Origin of the sequence: Vibrio sp. S234-5 (assembly GCF_000960595.1) — a bacterium.
In the GTDB taxonomy this organism is placed as follows: domain Bacteria; phylum Pseudomonadota; class Gammaproteobacteria; order Enterobacterales; family Vibrionaceae; genus Vibrio.
This window is the reverse complement of record NZ_JZAM01000360.1, coordinates 268,387-290,813: the sequence shown is the minus strand read 5'-3', so window position 1 is coordinate 290,813 and position 22,427 is coordinate 268,387. Positions and strand designations below refer to the sequence as shown.

Annotated in this window: 19 protein-coding genes; 11 read left to right on the top strand and 8 right to left on the bottom strand. The window is 46.9% G+C overall.

Features of this window, described 5'->3' with window-relative positions; all coding sequences use genetic code 11:
* The first annotated feature begins 9 nt into the window (after positions 1 to 9).
* Positions 10 to 1,473 (top strand): IS66 family transposase, encoded by a 1,464-nt coding sequence (locus UF06_RS20370; protein ID WP_242402043.1) that lies wholly within the window; start codon positions 10 to 12, stop codon positions 1,471 to 1,473.
* Between the two features lie 654 nt (positions 1,474 to 2,127).
* Here UF06_RS20370 and UF06_RS26515 read toward each other — a convergent pair.
* The 3 genes from UF06_RS26515 to UF06_RS20360 all read right to left on the bottom strand — a co-directional run bounded on the left by UF06_RS26515 (position 2,128) and on the right by UF06_RS20360 (position 4,738).
* Positions 2,128 to 2,220 carry a MetS family NSS transporter small subunit gene (locus UF06_RS26515; protein WP_139046422.1) on the bottom strand — a complete coding sequence of 31 codons (93 nt, stop codon included), beginning with the start codon at positions 2,218 to 2,220 and terminating at the stop codon, positions 2,128 to 2,130.
* A 2-nt stretch (positions 2,221 to 2,222) separates the two neighbouring features.
* On the bottom strand, positions 2,223 to 3,683 hold the full coding sequence (locus tag UF06_RS20365; protein WP_045572040.1) for a sodium-dependent transporter: 1,461 nt from the start codon (positions 3,681 to 3,683) through the stop codon (positions 2,223 to 2,225).
* Positions 3,684 to 4,141: 458 nt separating this feature from the next.
* Positions 4,142 to 4,738 carry an outer membrane beta-barrel domain protein gene (locus tag UF06_RS20360; RefSeq protein ID WP_045572039.1) on the bottom strand — a complete coding sequence of 199 codons (597 nt, stop codon included), beginning with the start codon at positions 4,736 to 4,738 and terminating at the stop codon, positions 4,142 to 4,144.
* A 125-nt stretch (positions 4,739 to 4,863) separates the two neighbouring features.
* Here UF06_RS20360 and UF06_RS26510 point away from each other — a divergent pair, with 125 nt between their 5' ends.
* Positions 4,864 to 4,956 carry a YnhF family membrane protein gene (locus tag UF06_RS26510; RefSeq protein ID WP_139045625.1) on the top strand — a complete coding sequence of 31 codons (93 nt, stop codon included), beginning with the start codon at positions 4,864 to 4,866 and terminating at the stop codon, positions 4,954 to 4,956.
* Between the two features lie 15 nt (positions 4,957 to 4,971).
* Positions 4,972 to 6,150: a patatin-like phospholipase family protein gene (locus tag UF06_RS20350; protein ID WP_045572038.1), complete on the top strand. Its 1,179-nt coding sequence runs from the start codon at positions 4,972 to 4,974 to the stop codon at positions 6,148 to 6,150.
* A 30-nt stretch (positions 6,151 to 6,180) separates the two neighbouring features.
* Here UF06_RS20350 and pyk read toward each other — a convergent pair whose 3' ends face one another.
* Positions 6,181 to 7,629, bottom strand: a complete 1,449-nt coding sequence (pyk, locus tag UF06_RS20345) for a pyruvate kinase (RefSeq protein ID WP_045572037.1) — start codon at positions 7,627 to 7,629, stop codon at positions 6,181 to 6,183.
* 262 nt (positions 7,630 to 7,891) lie between these two features.
* Between pyk and UF06_RS20340 the strand changes: the two genes are divergently transcribed.
* Both UF06_RS20340 and UF06_RS20335 read left to right on the top strand, forming a co-directional pair.
* Entirely contained in the window at positions 7,892 to 9,109 is a 1,218-nt protein-coding gene (locus tag UF06_RS20340) for an ROK family protein (RefSeq protein WP_039429783.1), read from the top strand.
* A 216-nt stretch (positions 9,110 to 9,325) separates the two neighbouring features.
* Positions 9,326 to 10,267, top strand: a complete 942-nt coding sequence (locus UF06_RS20335; protein WP_045572036.1) for a chemotaxis protein CheV — start codon at positions 9,326 to 9,328, stop codon at positions 10,265 to 10,267.
* Between the two features lie 101 nt (positions 10,268 to 10,368).
* Here UF06_RS20335 and UF06_RS20330 read toward each other — a convergent pair whose 3' ends face one another.
* The 4 genes from UF06_RS20330 to UF06_RS20315 form a co-directional block, all read right to left on the bottom strand.
* A complete protein-coding gene (locus UF06_RS20330) occupies positions 10,369 to 13,443 on the bottom strand; it encodes an error-prone DNA polymerase (protein WP_045572035.1) in 3,075 nt (1,024 codons plus the stop codon).
* A 6-nt stretch (positions 13,444 to 13,449) separates the two neighbouring features.
* Entirely contained in the window at positions 13,450 to 14,853 is a 1,404-nt protein-coding gene (locus tag UF06_RS20325) for a DNA polymerase Y family protein (RefSeq protein ID WP_045572034.1), read from the bottom strand.
* 4 nt (positions 14,854 to 14,857) lie between these two features.
* Entirely contained in the window at positions 14,858 to 15,547 is a 690-nt protein-coding gene (gene imuA, locus UF06_RS20320; RefSeq protein ID WP_045572033.1) for a translesion DNA synthesis-associated protein ImuA, read from the bottom strand.
* A 139-nt stretch (positions 15,548 to 15,686) separates the two neighbouring features.
* Positions 15,687 to 16,430 (bottom strand): YciK family oxidoreductase, encoded by a 744-nt coding sequence (locus UF06_RS20315; protein ID WP_045572032.1) that lies wholly within the window; start codon positions 16,428 to 16,430, stop codon positions 15,687 to 15,689.
* A 129-nt stretch (positions 16,431 to 16,559) separates the two neighbouring features.
* On the opposite strand from UF06_RS20315, the gene sohB reads away from it, so the two are divergent.
* The 6 genes from sohB (at position 16,560) to lapB (ending at position 22,424) form a co-directional block, all read left to right on the top strand.
* A complete protein-coding gene (gene sohB / locus UF06_RS20310) occupies positions 16,560 to 17,621 on the top strand; it encodes a protease SohB (RefSeq protein ID WP_045572031.1) in 1,062 nt (353 codons plus the stop codon).
* Between the two features lie 228 nt (positions 17,622 to 17,849).
* On the top strand, positions 17,850 to 18,530 hold the full coding sequence (gene cmk / locus UF06_RS20305) for a (d)CMP kinase (RefSeq protein WP_045572030.1): 681 nt from the start codon (positions 17,850 to 17,852) through the stop codon (positions 18,528 to 18,530).
* A gap of 109 nt (positions 18,531 to 18,639) precedes the next feature.
* Complete coding sequence (gene rpsA, locus UF06_RS20300; RefSeq protein WP_045572029.1) at positions 18,640 to 20,310, top strand: 30S ribosomal protein S1; 1,671 nt, start codon at positions 18,640 to 18,642, stop codon at positions 20,308 to 20,310.
* Between the two features lie 244 nt (positions 20,311 to 20,554).
* Entirely contained in the window at positions 20,555 to 20,836 is a 282-nt protein-coding gene (ihfB, locus tag UF06_RS20295) for an integration host factor subunit beta (protein ID WP_039429764.1), read from the top strand.
* A 136-nt stretch (positions 20,837 to 20,972) separates the two neighbouring features.
* The gene (locus UF06_RS20290) at positions 20,973 to 21,239 is read left to right on the top strand and encodes a lipopolysaccharide assembly protein LapA domain-containing protein (protein ID WP_045572028.1); all 267 of its coding nucleotides are present in this window, start codon (positions 20,973 to 20,975) and stop codon (positions 21,237 to 21,239) included.
* A 15-nt stretch (positions 21,240 to 21,254) separates the two neighbouring features.
* Entirely contained in the window at positions 21,255 to 22,424 is a 1,170-nt protein-coding gene (gene lapB / locus UF06_RS20285) for a lipopolysaccharide assembly protein LapB (RefSeq protein WP_045572027.1), read from the top strand.
* Positions 22,425 to 22,427: the final 3 nt, after the last annotated feature.

The following is a 22,427-nucleotide window of genomic DNA, read 5'->3' as shown; positions in this document are numbered from 1 at the left end:
CCGACAGCGCTGATGGCGTCAGATACACAATTGAAACAAGAGCGCCAATCGCTGCTTGAACAACTCAAACTTGCCTTCGACCGTCAGTTCGCTAAACGCTCGGAGGCGTTAAAGCCTTACAATGAATCCCAAGGTGACCTCTTCAACGAAGCGGAGTGTGAAGCTGCTAAAGAAGAAGAGGTTGACGTTGTCACAACGACCATCACAACGAAGAAACGCGGTAAACGCAGACCACTGCCAAAGAGCTTGCCTCGTGAAGTTATCGAACTTGATTTAGACGACGATGAAAAGCAGTGCACTTGCTGCCAACATAACCTGCATAAAATCGGTGAAGACCGTAGCGAGAAACTTGAGTTCACGCCAGCGGTACTCAAAGTGTTGGAATATGTTCGTCCTAAATATGCTTGCCGCCAATGCGAGCAAACAGAAGACAAAAACCACGTTGTTCAAAAGCCAGCGCCGCAAAGCATTATCCCTAAGAGCTTCGCGACAGAAAGCTTGCTGGCCAATATCATCCTCGGCAAATACCAATACGCGATGCCACTTTATCGCCAAGAATCCCTGTTTACCCAGTCGGGTATCGAACTATCACGAACCACCATGGCAAGGTGGATTATCCAAGTCAGTGAGAAGTTCGCTCCACTTTACGCGGCCTTGAAAGCGCACCTACTTGAGCAAGTGGTGATTCAGGCGGATGAAACGCCGCTCAATGTCCTCAAGGAAGACAAGCAATGCTACATGTGGCTCTACTGCTCGGGCGCGGACTCGCCCGATGCCGCGCTCCCTAATGTGAGAAATATCGTCTTGTATGACTATCAAAACAGTCGCGCGAGGTCGTGCCCTGTTGCCTTCTTGGGCGACTATGATGGGTATCTGCAAACCGATGGCTATGGTGTTTATGATGGGCTTCATCGAGTCACCAATGTCGGTTGCTTTGCGCATGCTCGGCGCAAGTTCATGGAGGCGAAAAAGCTTCAAGGCAAAGGCAAGTCAGGCAAAGCGGATAGTGCATTGGCTAAAATCCAGAAACTCTATGGAATAGAATCCCGCTTAAAAGGTGCCAGTGCCGAAAAACGGAAAGCAGAGCGCCAAGAGCATGCTAAGCCGATACTGGATGAGCTTTATGAATGGATGACAACTCAGAAAGTGCTTGAGTCTAGCCCGGTGGGTAAGGCGATAAAATACACGCTCGGTCAGTGGCCGAAGCTCACCCGCTATATCGATGACGGTCACTTATCGATAGACAACAACCGAGCTGAACGCGCAATAAAACCGCTGGTTATAGGCAGAAAGAACTGGCTCTTCTCGACCAATCCCAATGGAGCCGAAGCGAGCGCGATGCTTTACAGTATCGTCGAGACAGCGAAAGCCAACGGCCTTATCCTTTACGACTACATGGTCAAGTGCATGCAGGAGTTAGCGAAAGCTGAACCTGATATCGATGCACTCCTGCCTTGGAACTTCAAACATTAATAATATCGCCCCGTGGGTTCATGGGGCGGATACGTTTATTTGAGTGTTCAACGCGAGCGGTTTTTGTGTCACTCCCACATTAGTTTTGCATCCTCAATCTTCTTAATTAGGTTATTCGCATAACCTGAGAAATGATTTTATCCAACTGTTTTAGGATGATGTGGTGTTCAGCTCTATCCTCCTGCATTTATTCTTCAGCAACTTTTGGGGAAACTTCTGTTTCTAGAAATCAGGCGCACAGTGCCAATGGTCGCGAACGGTTTCGTCTTTCCCTAAATATCTAACTTCCTCTGACTAAGCTTTCGGCATTCTAGACAGATTTCCTCTCAATTGATTCGCTGCAAGGTCGAATCTGATCATCCAGACGTTAATGACATGCTATCTGTGCTGGCTCTCAGACTATCGAGAATGACCGTTTGAAAGCGAGTTGTTGCGTTCGTTTCTGTTGCTCCAAGCGTCGGAGGTCTCGAACTGATGGAGTCGCACTGTAAACAGGAGCAATGGCGGTGATTGAAATTAGGATGATTATCACGATGTTTGGAACACGGAAGGCAATAAATAAAAGGCTAGAGTCATGAGCCCTCAAATCAATGAAATGTTAGGTGCAAAAAAGCCGGCTCAAAAGAGCCGGCTAGAAAACAGATTGGATAGCGTTTACTTATCCATTGCGCGCTTAATGCAAATTGCCGCGCCACCCCAGGTAATTCCTAGGCCAATAATCATCATGACGATTGCACCAGTTGTCATAATCATGCTTCCTTACGATTGCTTAAGTTGATGGCAAAGCCAAAGATAAACAGAGCACCGATAACGGCCCAACCCAGTGTCAGATCGTAACCACCATAACCTTCGGTGAGCAGAGCCTGCAGCTTGGTTGCCAGAATCACTGCCAATACCGCTGGTGTGATGAACTTCAAGCAAACATCGAACCAAATGCCGATGGTGAAGTCCGAAATATTGTTCACATAGCCACGGACGTCTGCCACTTTGTTAAGTAGCCATGCCATTAATACAATCTCCACCAGACCACCGAACATAATGCCGATGTTATTGGCAAAGTGGTCGACCAAATCCAGTAGTAACAGGCCACCATTGGTTGCAAAGGCCATTGAAACCACCACACCAACACCCACTACAACAGTTGCAGCCTTTTTACGGCTCCAGTTAAGTTTGTCGATGATAGCGGACGTTACTGCTTCCATAATCGAGATGTGTGAGCTTAAACCAGCCACGACAAGAGCGAAGAAGAACAGTGGGCCTAAGATATAAGGCGCAGGCAGTAGGTTGATCGCCGCTGGAAGCGTCACAAACGCCAGCCCCACACCCGCAGAGACGACTTCAGTAAGTGGTTTGCCTTGTTCTTGCGCCATGTAACCAAGCACCGAGAAAATCATGATGCCTGCTAGGATAGAGAAACCACAGTTAATTAACACCGTCATAAAGGCATTATTTGTGATGTCTGATTTCTCTGGCAAATAACTTGAGTAAGCCAGCATGATGGCAAAGCCGATACTCAGGGTAAAGAAGATCTGTCCGTAAGCTGCTGCCCAAACTTTGACATCCCAAATTTTGCTAAAGTCGGGAGCAAACATATAGTTCACGCCATCTAGAGCGCCAGGTAGGAAAATCATGCGTCCAATCAGAATCAGCACCATGATGAACAGAATAGGCATCATGATCTTGGAAGCCCGCTCAATGCCGGATTTTACCCCGCCCACAATCGCTGCATAAGTGATTGCCCAAGCAATCAACATAGCAATCGCAATCTTCCACTGAATACTACCTAAGTTAGTGGGTGAGTTATCACCTAGACCAAGATACTCACTAAAGAAGAAAGCGTTTGTATCCGTTCCCCAACTTTGATTGAAAGACATACCAAAGTAAGAAATTGCCCAACCAATTACAGCGACATAATAAACCGCAATCACGGCGGCAACACCAACTTGGAACCAACCCAGCCACTCAAACTTAGCATGGATTTTAGCGAGTGTTTTTGGCGCTGAGCCACGGTATTTTTGCCCCATACTGAACTCAAGGATCATGAATGGAATACCCGCGGTGATCATGGCAAAAAGGTAAGGAATAAAAAATGCGCCACCACCATTTTCATAGGCCATATACGGAAAACGCCAGATGTTTCCCAAACCTATTGCTGAACCTACAGCGGCTAAGATGAATCCCGCACGGGATCCCCATTGTTCTCGCTTCATATAAGACTCCTATACGACTCCCTGAGGAATGAAGCTTTTCTGCTCAAGTTTTTTGACTAGAGAAAGGAATAACGGTAATTCACAATCAACTTAGTAATTAACCTATTGATAACGTAATTCTTAGTGTATATGTCGTTATCGGCAGAAAAATCTAGAATAAAATGTTTAATTGTTGGATGTGTGTTTGCGAAATCTGAAATATTCAGCTGTCGCTTAAGCAGAAGACTAGCGATTTATCCGGTGTGGCGCAATAGATGACATTTGTTAATTTTGGCGGTTTGTCTGGTTTATATCTTGTAACATTAGGAGATGACAGATCGATCGTGGCTGAGTATTGTTAGTGAGACAGACTATTATTCTGTAATTGAACAAGTGTCTTGGAAGATAAACTGTTTTTGCCCACTAGGGTGTATGGCTAGTTTTTATACACCCTAGCAGCAGATATTGTTGTGCGGTTGTTAAAACTTGAAGGTCAATCCCAAGTTGGATTGTAACTGATTCATCCAGTCGGTTTCGAAGCGAATAACGCAGTTCTGTCCAGCCTCTGATGAAGTACAAACACCTGATGTGTCATTATCGACCACGGTACCTAACCAGCGCAGTTGTGCAGTGAGTGCGAGATTGTCACTTACTTTATACTCGATACCGCCGAATATACTGGCTGAGAAGCCAAATTTTTTATCCGCCCAATCCACATCGGCATAGGAACTACCTAGCCCGAGTCCAAGATAGCCAGTGAACCCAGATTGGGATGGATAGTAAATGCTGCTTTGGAAATGTAAGTAGTGAAAGCCGTATTGATTTTCGACACCTTGCAAATCTGACCCTTGGTAGGAATAGAAAAAACCGACACGACCTTTCTCAAGTGGTGTTTCTAAGGCAATAGCATAGCTTGTCGAAGGGTTGAGATCATAGCTTTTACCCGAGGTATCTTCTACCGCACCACCTTCGATGAAACCAAGAAACGGCGTAATCATCACATTCGATGTTTGTGCCTGAACTTGCGTGGTGATCAGCAAGCTGATAACGGCCAAAACGAGACTTCTATGTAACATACTAAATCCCTTTATCTCCAATTGTTTAATTGTGATACTAGCTTCAAATTCGCGCTGGCATATTAGACAACTCTTGAACATAATTCTTACAGCTGTTATTACTTTGTTACAGCATGGAGGTGCCTATGGAACACGATCTGAAAACAGCCTTAATCATCACAGCAACTGTGTTTGCGGTTCTACTCTCATTTGGTTTTATTGCGATCGCTGCCGCTTAAAATTAGGTAACAGCGATGGCAATAAACAGTGGTATTGTCACGAACGGTTACATCAATCTGGATACAGAGCGTTTCGCTAAGTACCAGCATGGGAAAACCGCATTGGTCGCCCAAGGTGGCGGGCAAAGAGGAATTTTCACCGCGGGTGTGCTGGACGCTTTTATTCTGGCCAATTTCGACCCTTTTGATGAGTTCTTTGGAACGTCTGCGGGGGCGTTGAATCTTTGCTCTTATTTATGTCGACAACACGGGCTCGGTAAAGCATTCATTACCGAGTTGACGACGTCTCAAGAATTTTTCAATCTTTTCAGTTACATCAGGAACAAGCAGTACTTAGGGTTGGACTGGGCCTTGGATAAGATCTGCGCTTATCCTTACAAGCTTGACCTAGACCTAGGAGAAACGAGCTTGGCCTGTCGTCAAGCTTTTGCTTCCGTAACCGACACCAGCACACTCACTGATAAATACTTGCCTATCTTTGGGCACAATTGGTATCAAACTATGCTGGCAACTTGTGCGATTCCTAAACTCTATTCCAATCCAGTGACGATTGGCGGGCGCGAATATGTGGATGGCGGTGTATCAGCCTCCATTCCTGTTCAGGAAGCTTGGCGCCGTAACGCCAGAGCCATTATCGTGATTCGAACGGAGCCGTTCGTGTTGCCAGAAAAAGGGGATGTGAAGCAATCGGCCGCAGCGCAGAGAGAGGAAATTGAATGGTTTCGCCGCTCTTTTGGCAGCGTGCAAGGTAAGTGGCAGAGTCGGCTCAATCGATGGAAAGACGACTGGAGTCATTTCTTCCAGCAGCAAATTGCCGCATCCCAAAGTGAGAAAGGAGAGCCGATTCGCTTGCTGAACGGAGGGCGTTGGTTGTTTGGCGCCGATAACATTTATCGTCTCAGCCATCTTATTGGCGATAACTTTGATTCAGGATTGGCGGATATGCTGATGGTACACTATCAGACCTACACCTTAACGCGAGATTTTCTTGCCAAACCGCCAGATGATACCTTTGTGATTCAAATAACGCCGGATGGGCCGCTACGTTCTTCGTCGTTGCTTAGCGATAAAAAAGATCTACTAGCGGATTATGAGTTAGGTGTACAAGCGGGAAATCGGTTTATTACTCAGTACGAATCGCTGCGACAGGGGCGAGTGAAAGAAAGCTTGCTGCGTTTAGATGAAAGCCAGTAATCACTGGCTTTCTAATCATTAAGGCATAGCTTATTCAAACACAGGTAGGATCCGCATACAGTTGGTCGAGCCTTCTACATCCATAATGTCACCTTGGGTGATAATCACTAGGTCGCCAAATTCCAATAATTTTTTCTTTCTTAGCGTATTGAGTGCAGCGAGCGCAACGTCGAAGCCTGTCTCCACTTTGGTATCAAAGAAAACCGGTGTGACACCGCGATAGAGCGAACAGCGATTGAGAGTACGTTCGTTGGGAGATAGGGCAAAGATGGGCAGTAGAGAGTTAAGTCTAGATGTCATCAGCGCGGTGCGACCGGATTCCGTTAAGGTGACCATCGCTTTGACTCCCTCCATATGGTTGGCAGCATAAATGGTGGACATGGCAATGGTTTCTTCAGCCGTTGCGAACGATTTGTCGATTCGGTAGTTTTGCGTACCAGCTTCAATCATCTTCTCTGCGCCGATGCACACTTCCGCCATGGAACGAACGGTCTCAACCGGGTATTTCCCCGCGGCGGTTTCGCCAGAGAGCATTACCGCATCGGTTCCATCGAGAACCGCGTTAGCGACGTCCATGACTTCGGCGCGTGTCGGCATGGGATTTTCGATCATGGACTCCATCATTTGTGTCGCGGTAATCACCACGCGATTGAGTTCTTTGGATCGTCGGATCAGCTTTTTCTGCACACCGATCAATTCGGGGTCGCCAATTTCAACCCCTAAATCGCCCCGAGCCACCATGATCACATCGGAAGCCATGATGATGTCATCAATGTTTTCGTCATTCTTAACTGTTTCAGCCCGCTCCACTTTAGCCACCAGCTTGGCTTCTAATCCGGCATCCCGAGCGAGGCGTCTGGCATAATTCATGTCTTCGCCATTGCGAGGAAACGAGATGGCTAAGTAATCCACTTGGATTTCAGCGGCCGTTAGGATGTCTTGTTTGTCTTTTTCGGTGAGTGCATCAGCCGATAAACCGCCGCCTTTTTTGTTGATGCCTTTGTTGTTGGAGAGCGGTCCGCCGACAATGACTTCGGTATGAACCCGATTGCCCTCGACGTTTAGTACTTGTAATTGAACTCTGCCATCATCCAGTAGCAGAATGTCATTTGGTCCAACATCTCTTGGTAAGGCTTTATAATCCAAACCGACCGAGTATTGATCCCCTTCGCCTTTGGGTAGGTCGCTGTCTAACGTAAATCGATCGCCGACATTGAGTTCTATTTTGCCTTCTTTAAACGTCGATACCCGAATTTTTGGGCCTTGCAAATCACCCAAAATCGCCACCTGTTTGCCTAATTTTGCCGCAATGGTTCGCACTTTTTCCGCACGTTTTTTGTGATCTTCTGTACTACCGTGTGAGAAATTCATGCGCACTACGTTGGCTCCTGCGCGGATTATCTCCTCCAAATTATTACCTTTGTCAGTTGAAGGGCCTAATGTAGTGACAATTTTTGTTCTTCTAAGCTTGCTGGTCATAGAGACTCCAGGAATGTGTGTGACACTTTCTATTGAGAAGCGTGGTCGGTTTATGGCTGACTTTCCAGCGTTATAGGAAATTTTTCATTTAAAAATAAGTTATCCAAGAATAAATCTACCAGCGACTAATTTGTGGATATTTGATTGAATACACAAAGATTCATGTTTATACGTGATGCTTGTCACGGGGTTCTATCAATTCACTTCACAATTACTTCGCAAAGTAAAAAAATTACCTAGTTATAGAATGTTGGAGTGCAAGATGTACATGGCTCAACCGGGCCATATTGATCATATCAAACAGATCAATGCTGGTCGTGTATATAAACTGATTGATCTCAAAGGGCCAATTTCTCGGATAGACCTATCCAAAGAAAGTCAACTGGCACCAGCGAGCATCACAAAAATCACCCGCGAGTTGATCGAAGCGCATCTTGTGCATGAAACAACAGTGCAGGAAGCGACCAGCCGTGGGCGCCCGGCGGTTGGGCTTCAGGTAAATAATGCTGGTTGGCAATTTCTCTCGATGCGGTTAGGCCGCGGCTATCTGACGATTGCACTCCACGAGTTGGGTGGCGAAGTACTTATTGATACCAAAATTGATATTCATGAACGCGATCAAGAGGATGTGTTAGCTCGCCTCCTACACGAAATCGAAGAATTCTTTCAAACGTATGCAGAGCAGCTCGATCGAGTCACCAGTATCGCGATTACGCTACCTGGCTTGGTCAATTCTGAGCAAGGTATTGTGCTGCAAATGCCCCATTACAATGTTGAAAATCTCGCATTGGGCCCTGAAATTTATAAAGCCACCGGATTACCTGTTTTTATCGCTAATGACACCCGCGCTTGGGCGTTGGCCGAAAAATTATTTGGCCACTCGCAAGAAAATGAGAACTCTGTATTGATTTCGATTCACCACGGTCTTGGCGCTGGGATCATCCTAGACGGTCGAGTACTGCAAGGACGGCATGGCAACATTGGTGAGTTGGGTCATATTCAGATAGATCCCAACGGTCGTCAGTGCCATTGTGGCAACCGAGGCTGTTTAGAGACGGTGGCCAGTTCACAAGCCATACGCCAAGAGGTGTTTGAACGTATCGCTCAGGGAGAAGAATCCATTTTGTCTGGCATGGAAGAGATCACCATTGAGAGCGTGTGTGAAGCGGCGGCGAATGGCGATCCGCTGTGTGTCGCTGTGATTGAGAAACTTGGCCGCTATTTGGGCTCAGCGATTGCTATCGTCATTAACTTATTTAACCCAGAAAAAATTCTTATTGGCGGAGTCATTAACCAAGCCAAAGACGTACTCTATCCCTCGATTCGCCAATGTATTGAAGAGCAAAGCCTGCCCGTTTATCACCAAGATCTTGAGTTAGTCGAATCACGCTTTTATAAGCAAGCGACCATGCCTGGGGCGGCGTTAATTAAACAAGCGCTATACGATGGTTTACTGTTAATGAAGGTCGTCGAAGGTTAATGTCCCATTCTGGCCTGAACAAGCATCAGGCCAATGCTTCTACTATAAAATTTCAATTTTCTCGTATATCGCTATTGTTCTTGCGCTAGGTTTAGTGAGCTGCTTATCCCAAATCAGGTAAGTTGATTGCTATCTATTTTTCATTCATGTACTTTTACTATGACTTGCATTTTTTAGGCTATTTTTAATAGAGTTTTAACCCATTTAGGATGTTGTATGTCTGGAGTTTTAAATACTGTAGACCAGCGAACCAATCTGGTCGGCGAAAACCGTCTGGAGCTTTTGCTGTTCAGTTTGAATAGCCGTCAGTTATTTGCAATTAACGTGTTTAAAGTGAAAGAGGTGATGAAAGTGCCTCCTCTCACTAAATTGCCTGGCGCGCATTACAACATTCGCGGTGTCGCATCGCTGCGTGGCGAGCCTGTGCCTGTCATTGACCTAAGACGCTCTATCGGTTTTCCACCTTCGCAAATGGCCGGTCAAGAAGAAAACCTGATCATTACGGAGTACAACCGTACGGTGCAAGGCTTTTTGGTAGGACAGGTGCGTAACATTATTAACACCGCGTGGACCGAAATTCAGCCGCCGCCAAAAACGTCTGGACGCAGTAATTACCTAACCGCCATTACGCAAGTGAAAGAGGGCGACAAAACCCAGATTGTCGAAATCATCGACGTGGAAAAAGTACTGGCGGAAATTATCGACTATGACGTATCCATCTCAGAGGAAGTGCTTGATGAGAAGCTGGTCAAAAACATGGTTGGGCGCAATGTGTTGGTGGTGGATGACTCTTCAACCGCGCGTAACCAGATCCGCGATACACTCTCGCAGCTCGGTCTGAATATTATTGAGTGCCGTGATGGCCTCGAAGCGCTGAGATTATTGAAATCTTGGTGTGATGAAGGTAAAGATTTGACCAAGGAACTGCTGTTGATGATTACCGACGCGGAAATGCCGGAAATGGATGGCTATAAGCTGACACACGAAGTGCGAAGCGATCCAAGAATGGCCAAACTCTTCATCACTTTAAACACTTCACTTAGTGGCAGTTTTAATGAAGCTATGGTGAAGAAAGTGGGTTGTGACCGCTTCATCTCCAAGTTCCAGCCAGACTTGCTGGTGGAAGTCGCGCAAGACCGCTTGAGAGAAATCTTATAACTACCGCAGATTTGTCGTACATGACCAGAAAGGGAAGCGAGTGCTTCCTTTTTTATAGATGTTTTTTAGGCACAAAGAGTGTCTTCGCCGTGACATATGGATTAGTGAAAGTCACGCGAGTGAGTACTCAGTTCTGTCAGATGTGGTGTCAGGTCGATGAGCTTGCCTGCAATCACATGAATGACCTCGCCCTCTCTTTCTAAAATGCCTTTCACCATCAGCGCCTTTGCAGAAAGATAAGCGTGCTTTTGCGCTCTTGCGGTGGCTTGCCAAACGACCACGTTAATATTGCCAGTATCATCTTCCAAGGTGACAAAAGTCACGCCCGTCGCGGTGCCCGGTGCTTGGCGACCCGTTACTAAACCTGCGACGGTCACGGCAGAGCGATGGGAAAGCTGGCTTAGCTCCTGACAACGTACGAATTTGGGCAAAATTCCGGCCCGTGACAGCATAGTGATGGGATGTTGGCCAAGAGAAACGCCCGTGGATGCAAAATCTTCAATCAAATTCTGGTAGTCACTCGGCGTGGAGTGAAGCGAGTGGTCAGCACTCACCATGCTGGAAAATAGGGGTAAGTCGCTCAATGAATCCATCACTTGCCAGCGAGTCTGATAGCGATTTCCAGAAATGCTGTGCAGTGCGTTGGCCGAAGCCAAACTTTCCATATCTCGCTGGTGATTAAGTGTCTGCTTGATCGTATTGATCGTCTGGTAACCTTGTGCCGGGCGGTGCTGGATCAGCCGACGGATTCCTTCTTCGCTCAGCCCTTTGACTAGACTCAGCCCTAAGCGAATCGCAAGCGGCCTTTGCCCAACACGTACGAGAGTGTGCTGCTTTTCAGAGCCGTTAACGCACACAGGCAACACCTCGATACCATGTCGCTGCGCATCTTGAATAAGTTGTGATGCACTGTAAAAACCCATCGGTAAGCTGTTGAGTAAAGCCGTATAAAATTCAGCAGGGTAGTAATGTTTGAGCCAGGCGGAGCAGTAGGCGAGTACCGCAAAAGAGGCAGAATGACTTTCAGGAAAGCCATACTCGCCAAAGCCGCAAATTTGTTCAAAAATTCGTTCGGCAAATTGCGCTTCATAGCCGCGCTCAAGCATGCCATTGATAAGTTTCGATTTAAATTTGAACACGCTACCATTTTTCTTCCAAGCGGCCATCGCACGACGTAGCTGGTCTGCTTCACCGCCGCTAAAGCCTGCGGCGACCATCGCCAGTTTGATCACTTGCTCTTGAAATATTGGCACACCTAAAGTGCGTTCTAATACCGCTTGTACCTCTTTGGATGGGTAAGTCACGGCTTCTTCTTTGCGCCGCCGTTTTAAAAATGGGTGGACCATATCCCCTTGGATTGGCCCTGGGCGAACTATCGCAATTTGGATCACCAAGTCATAATAATTGGCTGGTTTTAAGCGTGGCAGCATGCTCATTTGAGCGCGTGATTCAATCTGGAAGACACCAATCGTATCAGCACGTTGGATCATCTTGTACACCTGAGGATCGTCTTGCAGGCGGGTGATCTCGGCGAGGGAAAGCGTACGGTGGTAGTGATGTTGAATCGATTGAAAGCAGCGTCGGATCGCCGTCAGCATGCCTAGCGCCAGTATGTCGACCTTCAGTAGCCGCAGGCTTTCAAGATCGTCTTTATCCCATTGAATGATCGCTCTTGCCGGCATAGCCGCGTTTTCCACCGGTACCAGCTCATACAGTGGGCTTGCGGAGATGACAAAGCCGCCCACATGCTGAGAGAGGTGTCTGGGAAAGCCAATAATCTCGTTAACCAAGTGAATAAAATGCTGCCCTTTGAGTGAATCAGGCTTGAGACCAAGCTCAACAATTTGTGCTTGCCAGCCGAGCGAGCGATCGCGGCGATTAATGTTTTTAATAAAAAACTCTAGCTGAGTCTCTTCAAGCCCAAGTGCTTTGCCCACTTCTCGTAGCGCGCTTTTGAAGCGGTAGGTGATCACGGTTGCAGCTATCGCTGCTCGCTCTCGACCGTATTTGCGGTAAACGTATTGGATAACTTCTTCGCGGCGTTCATGTTCAAAATCGACGTCAATATCAGGCGGTTCATTGCGTTCTTTGCTGATAAAACGTTCGAACAAGACTGAGATTTGACGAGGATCGACCGAGGTAATTTCCAAGCAATAACAAACGACAGAATTCGCGGCTGAGCCCCGGCCTTGATAAAGAATGTTCTGCCGTTTGGCAAACATCACGATGTCGTGAATAGTGAGGAAGAAAAAGGCGTATTGGAGCTCTTTGATTAATGCCAATTCTTTGCTAATGGTCTCCTCGATATGAGCAGGTACGCCGTTGGGAAAACGGCGGTATTTGCCCGCATGGACGAGGTGCTGTAAATAGCCGTCGGGGGTAAAGCCATCAGGGATCAGTTCACTTGGGTATTGATATCTCAGCTCGTCAAGGCTGAAGGTACAGCGTTTAGCAATCTGTACACTTTCGGCTAGCCATTCGGCTTTGAAAAGTTTTTGCAGTTTCCCTGCGTCGCGCAAACTGCGCTCGGCATTGGTTAATCTATCCGCCCCCAGCTCTTCGACAGCACAGCCTTGGCGAATGGCCGTTAAGGTGTGTTGCAAGGGCAAACGTTCGCTGTGATGCATGAGTACGCCGCCACAAGCCGTGATAGGTAGATTGAGCTCTTTGGCTAGAGATAGACAATGCTCGCGGTACGTTTGGTCGTCATGATGCAGATGTCTTTGCAACCCGATCCAGAGCCGGGAAGTATGGTGGCGTTGCAACCATCTTCCCCAATGCAGATCGCGGCTTTTCCCACAAGGCAACCAAAGGATCAAACAGTGCTTGGCAGCCATCAAGTCCCACTCCGATAACTGATATTCTCCTTTAGTGCAGCGCCTTCTGGCGTTAGTAATAATCCGGCATAACTCAGCGTACGCAAGGCGGTCCGGGCACAACAACAGGCATTGGCACTCACCGCTTAACCAAAACATGCTGCCAACTATCTGACGGATGTTGAGTTGATGCTCTTTGATCGCGGTATGAGCTCGCACGACACCGGCTAGTGAGCATTCATCGGTGATGGCAATGGCGTGATAACGGAGAAAATCCGCTTGTAAAACCAGTTCTTCTGGATGCGAAGCGCCAGTGAGGAAAGAGAAGTTACTTTGGCAAAAAAGTTCGGCGTAAAGCATCGTCAATCAACAGAAAAGTCCATGAACAAACCAGCGCTGCTGCTGATCGCGAAAGATCCACAGCCACTGACCATCGTGAGTTCGGGCGATGAAGTAGTCGCGCATGACATCATCGCCATCCCACCAACCGCTGACCACTCTTTCTGGCCCGTGAATTAAATCGACTTGTTGGCGCAAAACCTCAGGAGTGGTTAGAAGAAAGCTAGGTCGCAATGCATGGCAATCAGGAAGGAGATGCGGGGACGACTGCAAAACGGGCCGATAGTCGGTGGCTTTTTCTGGCCGTGGATCTTGCTTAAGGGAAGGTTGTACAACGGCCTCGTTACCCAGTTTAGCCTGCAACAGCGAGCAAAGCTCAGCAGCGGATAGAACGCCAGTCGATTTTGAAAACAGCTCCGCTTTATTGAGCCCATGCTCACCTTGCCTTTGCACTTCAAGCGTTAAACGCGTTACGGGGGCGTCTAAGGTTAAAGATTCCAGTGTTAGGCAAGCAAGCGTTTGCCACTTGTGCCAGAGGTAATCTCCTTGTGCTGAAGTAAAAATAACGCGCTTGCGCTGTCCTTCGCGTTGTTGCAATGTCAGTGCTAATTCATAGGCAACCTGATCTTGTAATCGGAGGTGGTTTTCAAGCTGCTTTAATAACTTGCTCAACGGCTTTTCTAACCACTGCACATTTTCAATCTCATACAGTAGCTCAAGTTCTTGGCGAAAATGGGCGGGCGGGTGATAAAAATCGACGGGATGTTTAAATTGCCCGGTCAGCTTACCGATATAGTTGACCAGATCGATATCAAAACGCCGTGCAACCTCTGCAAGAGGCAAAGCCAATAAATCCGCTAAGGTGTTAATCCCGACGCGGCGCAGTTTCTCGACCGTTGCAACGGACAGTTCAGTGCATTGCAAATCGTGCTGCCCTAAGCGCAGGGCAATGGCATCACGATCATCACTTAGCAAATCATTGCCTGCTTTGGCTAACAGCATGGCGGCAAGGGGAGAGTAAGCACAAGCATAATGGAAGCGCAGTGAAAGCGGTTTTAAATGAGCCGATAAAACTTGCCAGTAACCTGCGAGGCCAGAGTACAACTGCAACATATGGCTAGCGCGGATCAACAGTCCTTGCGGAGGTATCAGCACCAGATCGGCGGTCACCAGATAGAGCCATTGGGCGATCTCTTTGAGCCTATTGTTCTCAATTTCTGCATCATAAGGCACGACCTGCAAATGGGCACAAAGCGCAGCAGCGCTTGCAAGGCCCATATTAGGCTGAACTCCGGCTGCTTTGGCGGCCGCATTGCTTTGCATGATTTGGTGAGAGTGCTTATTGACGATGGCAATTGCAACGTCCTTCTCTGCCTCAGCAAGACTGTCTAATTGCAAAGCTGGAAAATGGAGATAGAGCCATAGATTCATCCTACTAGCCCTCTCGAACCACAGGAAAAGAAAGCACGCTATCGGGTAACGTCGCGCTCGGTAAGGTTAACGATGTAAAGAGTGGCCGAAAGTCGATCTCAGTGGTACCTCGCGACCAACCGCCTTTGCGCTTTTTCACCTGAACACTGAGGCCAAATGGTCTTGGCTGTAGAGTGAGGCTGAGTGACAGAGGTAATGAAAGGCGCATGGGTTTCGGTAAACGAAAAACGAAAAGCAGACTGGCGCCTTGTTCACTGGCGACTTGGAGCCGTTTTACCTGATGAATTTCAAGCTCGTTTTGCCACAGCAGAACGCAGCGACAAGCGCCACTTTTTAAACATTGTTCTGCCGCCCACAATGCTTTTTTTTCCGAGTCAGGCAGGAGAACCAGCGTTTCTGCTAACGGATAGCCTAAGTAAGCTAAAAAGGCGGCATTAACCTGAGCTGGTGGTTGCAGCAAAACGACCATGCCTTCTTGGAAGCGTTGTTGCAACAAGGATGTCAGCAAACGCAGCTCGCCAATCGCCAACTTAGACTCTATCTCCACCACGCCGTGAGAAGGAAAGCCGCCACCAAGTAGATGATCTAGCTCGGTATAGCCTGAGCTTATGACAATGTCACTCTGCTCAGTCGAGGTTTGATCGGCTTGCCAGATTAAGTGCTGATTTTTTAAAGTTTGAATGATATCTTGCATAGAATTACACCTGTATATAAATACAGTATATTGATGCAAGAGAAACTGGCAAGAAAATTTAGCGGTAAAAATGAAAAGGGCCACAATACGAAAGTACTGCGGCCCAAAGGTAGAGAGTTACTCAAACAGTGAGAGGCGATTATGAACGCTTTGGTTGAGCATCAATGCACTGACCATTGACTTGTGTGGCTGGATCCATCAAGTGCAGATAAAGCGGCATCAAGTCTGCCGGTGTTTTCAAGCTATTTGCGTCTTCGCCAGGGTAAGCTTTTTCGCGCATGCGGGTACGGGTAGCGCCCGGATTAATTGCGTTCACACGTATCGGCGTATTGCTCATTTCGTCAGCCAGAATCTGCATCATACCTTCAACGGCAAACTTAGAAATAGAGTACGAGCCCCAGAAAGAGCGCCCTACATGACCCACCGTTGATGAAGTAAAAATAATTCGCCCTGCTTCAGCGTTACGCAATAAGGGCAGCAGCGCTTGTGTCATCAGAAACTCCGCCTTGACGTTGATTTGCATCGTATCGTCAAAGTCTTCTTCGCTGATCTGATCAAACGGGCTCAATGTAGCGAGCACGCCAGCATTATGTAGTAGGCCGTCTAAGCGACCAAACTGGCCTTCAATGGTCTCCGCCATATCGATGTAGTTTTGCTTGCTCGCGCCCTTGAGATCGAGCGGAATAATTGCCGCTTGAGGGTAACCCGCCGCTTCGATTTCATCGTAAATACTTTCGAGGTTTTTGACGTTGCGGCCTAATAAGATAACGGTCGCGCCATGTTTTGCGTAGGTTAGGGCTGCTTGGCGACCAATGCCAGCACCAGCACCTGTTACCAGAATCACTTTATTGTTCAGGGCATCTGCAGAGGTTGAATAGTCCACCGTGCTCAATCCTTCTTGATTTTTGTATGGTTCCTATGTTGCAAAATCAAACAGATATGCAACGGAAAGTCTTGGTAATCGTGACAAGATGGTTACAATACACTAATTCACACTTTAGGGGGTATCACATTGGAATTTTTATTGGACTATGGCCTGTTTTTGGCCAAAGTTGTCACCTTTATTGTTGCGGTGGTAGTGCTGCTGGTGCTGGTCAAATCAGTCAGTAGCAAATCATCTTCGAGAAAAGGCCAACTGGAAGTGACGGATCTATCTGAGCAGTACAAGCATACCGTTGAGCACTTAGAACATTACCTGCACGATAACGCTTTTCTCAAGGCTCGCGATAAAGCGAGTAAGAAAGAAGAAAAAGAGAAAGACAAAGCGCGCGGTAAAGAGATCAAAAAAGCGGCCAAAGAGGGACGTTTAGAGAGTAAACGCGAGTCGCATCTGTTTGTGATTGATTTTCATGGCAGTATTGATGCAAAAGAAGTGGCTTCGCTTAGAGAGGAAGTGACCGCGATTTTAGCAGTCGCAAAACCCGGAGATGAAGTGTTACTCCGCTTGGAAAGCGGTGGCGGTATGGTTCATGGCTATGGGCTGGCCTCTTCGCAGTTGGATCGCATTAAAGCGGCCGGGTTGCCTTTGACCATCGCGGTCGACAAAGTGGCAGCCAGTGGCGGCTATATGATGGCCTGTATCGCCGATAAGATTGTCTCTGCGCCATTTGCGATCGTCGGCTCGATCGGGGTGATTGCACAGTTGCCTAATTTCAATAAGTTATTGAAAAAAAATGATATCGAGTTCGAGCAGTTAACGGCCGGTGAGTACAAGCGCACCCTCACTATGTTTGGTGAGAACACCGACAAAGCCAGAGACAAATTCAAGCAAGAGCTGGAAGAAACACATGGACTCTTTAAAGATTTCATTCGTCAGCATCGTCCGGAATTAGATCTAGATAAAGTAGCCACTGGCGAACATTGGTTTGGTACTCAGGCACAAACGCTTGGCTTAGTCGATGAGATTGCCACTTCCGATGATCTGATTGTGGCCGCTTGTAAAGAGAAAACGGTGCTTTCAATTCACTATACGCAAAAGAAAAAGTTAGCCGATAAATTAGCGGGCGTCGCTGGCAAGGTGGCCGATGGCGTACTGCTGAAATTGGTCGAAAGAGGGCAAAAGCCCATCTTGTAAAAGAGCCATGTTAAAGCGACAGCTCTGAGCAAATCAGCCTGTAAAACCTCTAGCGGTGAGAGTAAAAGCTTTCGCCGCTTTTCTTTTTTGCCATCGCGTTGAGAAAGCATTTCCATGTGCAATGCTTTACACAGCTTTTGTCCTCGCCCGAGAAGCGGTTTCGCTCTATAATATGCGCCGCTGATATGGGGCATACGCCCAAAGAAAGAAAACAAAGTGGAGAAGAACATGTCCTCTCAGACTCCGGTGATCACCGTAGATGGACCAAGTGGTGCGGGTAAAGGCACTCTTTGTATGTTGCTGTCGAAAAAGCTCGGCTTTCAACTGTTAGATTCTGGCGCAATTTACCGTGTTTTAGCATTGGCCGCGATTCATCATGGTGTGGATACCGAGTCGGAAGATGCACTTGTCCCGCTAGCCACTCATCTTGACGTACAATTTATTGCTGAAGGCGACTTGGTCAAGGTCATTCTTGAGGGTGAAGACGTTTCTAAAGAGCTGCGTAAAGAAGAAACCGGCATGGCGGCGTCAAAAGTTGCAGCATTGCCACGAGTGCGTGAAGCGCTATTACGTCGTCAACGCGCCTTTGAGACGGCTCCAGGTTTGGTGGCGGATGGTCGCGATATGGGTACCGTTGTTTTCCCGCAAGCGCAGGCCAAAATTTTCCTTGATGCCAGCGCACAAGAGCGTGCGCATCGACGCCTTAAACAGTTGCAAGATAAAGGGTTAGATGTTAGATTTGACGACCTTTTGAGCGAGATCCAAGAGCGTGACGACCGAGATCGTAACCGCCCAGTGGCGCCATTACGCCCTGCAGAGGATGCGCTTGTGCTCGATTCTACGTCGATGAGTATCGACGAAGTGGTCGAAAAAGCACTACAATATATCGAATCGAAGCTGGCTGAGTAATTCTGCTGAGTCAGTGAAGAACGTTGATCGCAAGGATGATGATTGGCGAATTTAATAACCCCATGCGGTAGGATACCCATGGAAGTTTAATTTTTTGAAGATTAAATAAATGACTGAATCTTTTGCTCAACTCTTTGAAGAGTTTCTAAGCGAGACCCAATTCCAACAAGGTACTATCGTTAAAGGTACTGTAGTTGCTATCGAAAACGGCTACGTTCTTGTTGACGCTGGTCTTAAGTCTGAGTCTGCAATCCCTGCTGAACAGTTCAAGAACGCTGCTGGCGAACTTGAAGTTGAAGTTGGTTCTGAAGTAGACGTTGCTCTGGACGCTGTAGAAGACGGTTTCGGTGAAACTCAACTTTCTCGTGAGAAAGCGAAGCGTCACGAAGCTTGGATCGTTCTTGAGAAAGCTTACGAAGAAGCTGAAACTGTTGTTGGTATCATCAACGGTAAAGTTAAAGGCGGTTTCACTGTTGAACTAAACGGTATCCGTGCTTTCCTTCCTGGTTCTCTAGTAGACGTACGTCCTATCCGTGACACTGCTCACCTAGAAAACAAAGAGCTAGAGTTCAAAGTTATCAAACTTGATCAGAAGCGTAACAACGTCGTTGTTTCTCGTCGTGCTGTTATCGAATCTGAAAGCAGCGTAGAACGTGATGAACTTCTAGAAACTCTACAAGAAGGCAGCGAAGTTAAAGGTATCGTTAAGAACCTAACTGACTACGGTGCGTTCGTAGATCTAGGTGGCGTTGACGGCTTGCTACACATCACTGACATGGCGTGGAAGCGCGTTAAGCACCCATCTGAAATCGTTAACGTTGGTGACGAGATCTTAGTTAAAGTTCTTAAGTTCGATCGTGATCGCACTCGCGTATCACTAGGTCTGAAGCAACTAGGCGAAGATCCATGGGTAGCAATCGCTAAACGTTACCCAGAAGGTCACAAACTGTCTGGTCGCGTTACTAACCTAACTGACTACGGCTGTTTCGTTGAAATCGAAGAAGGCGTTGAAGGTTTAGTACACGTTTCTGAAATGGATTGGACTAACAAGAACATCCACCCATCTAAAGTTGTTAATGTTGGCGACGAAGTTGAGGTTATGGTTCTGGAAATCGACGAAGAACGTCGTCGTATCTCTCTAGGTCTGAAACAGTGTAAAGCTAACCCATGGCAGTCATTCGCTGAAGCTCAAGCTAAAGGCGACAAAGTTACTGGTAAGATCAAGTCTATCACTGACTTCGGTATCTTCATCGGTCTAGATGGCGGCATCGACGGTCTAGTTCACCTGTCTGATATCTCTTGGAACGTACCAGGAGAAGAAGCAGTTCGTGAATTCAAGAAAGGCGATGAAATCTCTGCAGTAGTTCTAGCTGTAGACGCTGAGCGTGAGCGTATTTCTCTAGGCGTTAAGCAAATGGAAAATGACCCATTCAATGCTTATGTAGCTGACAACAAGAAAGGCGTTCTAGTAAACGGTACTGTAACTGCAGTTGACGCGAAAGGCGCAACCATCGAGCTAGAAGATGGTGTTGAAGGTTACATCCGCGCTTCTGAAGTATCACGTGACCGTATCGAAGATGCATCATTGATCCTGAGCGTTGGTGACAAAGTTGAAGCGAAATTTACTGGCGTTGACCGTAAGAACCGTGTAATCAACCTGTCTATCAAAGCGAAAGACGAAGCTGAAGAGCAAGAAGCAATGGCAACTATCAACAAAGCGGACGACGCTGCGTTTGGTAATGCAATGGCTGACGCTTTCAAAGCAGCTAAAGGCGAATAATCTACGTCTTAAAAAAGGAGCCGAAAGGCTCCTTTTTTTGTCTGCGCGTCACATAAGTTAAAAATCATAGTATTGATTTCAGAAGATATTTACACAAGGTCTTGATAGTTTTGCTGATAAATCTACACTTACCCTTAAAAGAGGTAGTTTGGTGGTGGATTTTTCACTACATTTTGTAGCAAGTGTTTGTTGGAATTGATATTACTTACTATAATGAGTGATAAAATGACTCGAAGGGGAAACTATGACTAAGTCTGAGTTGATTGAAAGACTCTGTGCTGAACAGACGCATCTGTCAGCGAAAGAGATTGAAGATGCTGTCAAAGATATTCTGGAGCACATGGCTTCGACTTTAGAAAGTGGCGATCGTATTGAGATTCGTGGTTTTGGTAGTTTCTCACTTCATTACCGTGAGCCACGAGTTGGCCGAAATCCTAAAACGGGCGACAAAGTGGAATTGGAAGGTAAGCACGTTCCACACTTTAAACCGGGTAAAGAGTTACGTGAGCGCGTAAATCTCGGCTAAATGAACAGAATATTGACTAAAAGCGGCATACTTAGTGTATGCCGCTTTTTTATGATTAGATAATTGTTATTATCCGTGGTCTGGAGAAACGTTTTCCTGCATAATCTATCGGCTAACTCTCAAAGGGTGATGAAACATGAAAATTATAAAAATCATTGCTGTTATAGCTCTCTTTCTTATAGCTCTGGCTTTAGGCTCACAAAATCAGCAAGTTGTTACATTTAACTATCTTTTAGCAAAAGGTGACTTCCATTTATCAACTTTGCTTGGCGTGGTTTTTGTTGCGGGATTTGCTCTCTCTTGGGCCATCTTTGCTAGCATCCAATTTAAGATGCAACTGAAACTGCGCAAATTGAACAAGCAGTTGAAAAAGCAGAATACCCAAGTGGAAAAGCAAGCCTAAGGACAAGTTAGCTGAATGCTTGAATTACTCTTCTTGTTACTCCCGATTGCGGCTGCTTACGGTTGGTATATGGGCCATCGTAGCGCACAGGATGACAAGCGGAAACACTCCCATCAGATCTCCCAGCAGTACATGACGGGTCTTAATCTACTCTTATCTGATCAATCAGATAAAGCGGTAGATCACTTCATCGAGCTACTACAGGTCGATAATGAAACGATTGATACGCATCTAGCTCTGGGCAATCTGTTTCGCTCTCGGGGCGAGGTTGATCGTGCGATTCGTATTCACCAAAATCTTATCTCTCGCTCCGGCCTGACATTGGATCAAAAAAACTTAGCGCTGCAGCAGTTAGCGAAAGATTACATGGCTTCCGGCTTTTTGGATCGGGCAGAAAAGATTTTTGAGCAACTTGTCGAAGAACCGGATCATCGTGATGCGGCTTTACAGCAGTTGGTGAGCATCTATCAACAGACTCGTGAGTGGGAAAAAGCCATTCACTATGCCCATCTGTTACTCAAAACAGGCAAAACTTCGATTCGTAAAAGTATCGCGCATTACTGGTGTGAACTGGCGATGTTGGAACAGGAAGATGGCAATCGCACCAAAGCCATTGGCTATTTCAAGAAAGCCTTAGCAGAAGATCCTCAATGTGTTCGTGCTTCGATCTCGCTTGGGCGAATATATCTCGATAATGAAGAGTATCGCAAAACCATCCAGTACCTGACAGCGGTGTTGGAGCAAGATCCCGACTTTGTCAGCGAAGCATTACCCATTTTGGCGGAGTGCTACCATCACTTAGGGCAAGAAGATGAGCTGGTTGAATTTCTTCGCGAATGTATCAATAAGAAAGCGGGCGTATCGGCAGAATTGATGCTAGCTCAGCTTATCGCGCATCACGATAGCGTTGCCGCTGCTCAAGATTTGCTCACCAGACAACTGATTAAAAACCCAACCATGAAAGGCTTCTACCGTTTGATGGATTACCACCTCACGGAAGCGGAAGAAGGACGAGCAAAAGAGAGTTTAACCACCTTGCAAGCCATGGTCGGTGAACAACTGAAAGTTAAACCTCACTATCGATGTCGAAAATGTGGCTTTTCCACACACTCACTGTATTGGCATTGCCCTTCTTGTAAGGGGTGGGGGACGATTAAGCCAATCCGAGGATTGGACGGTGAATAGTTT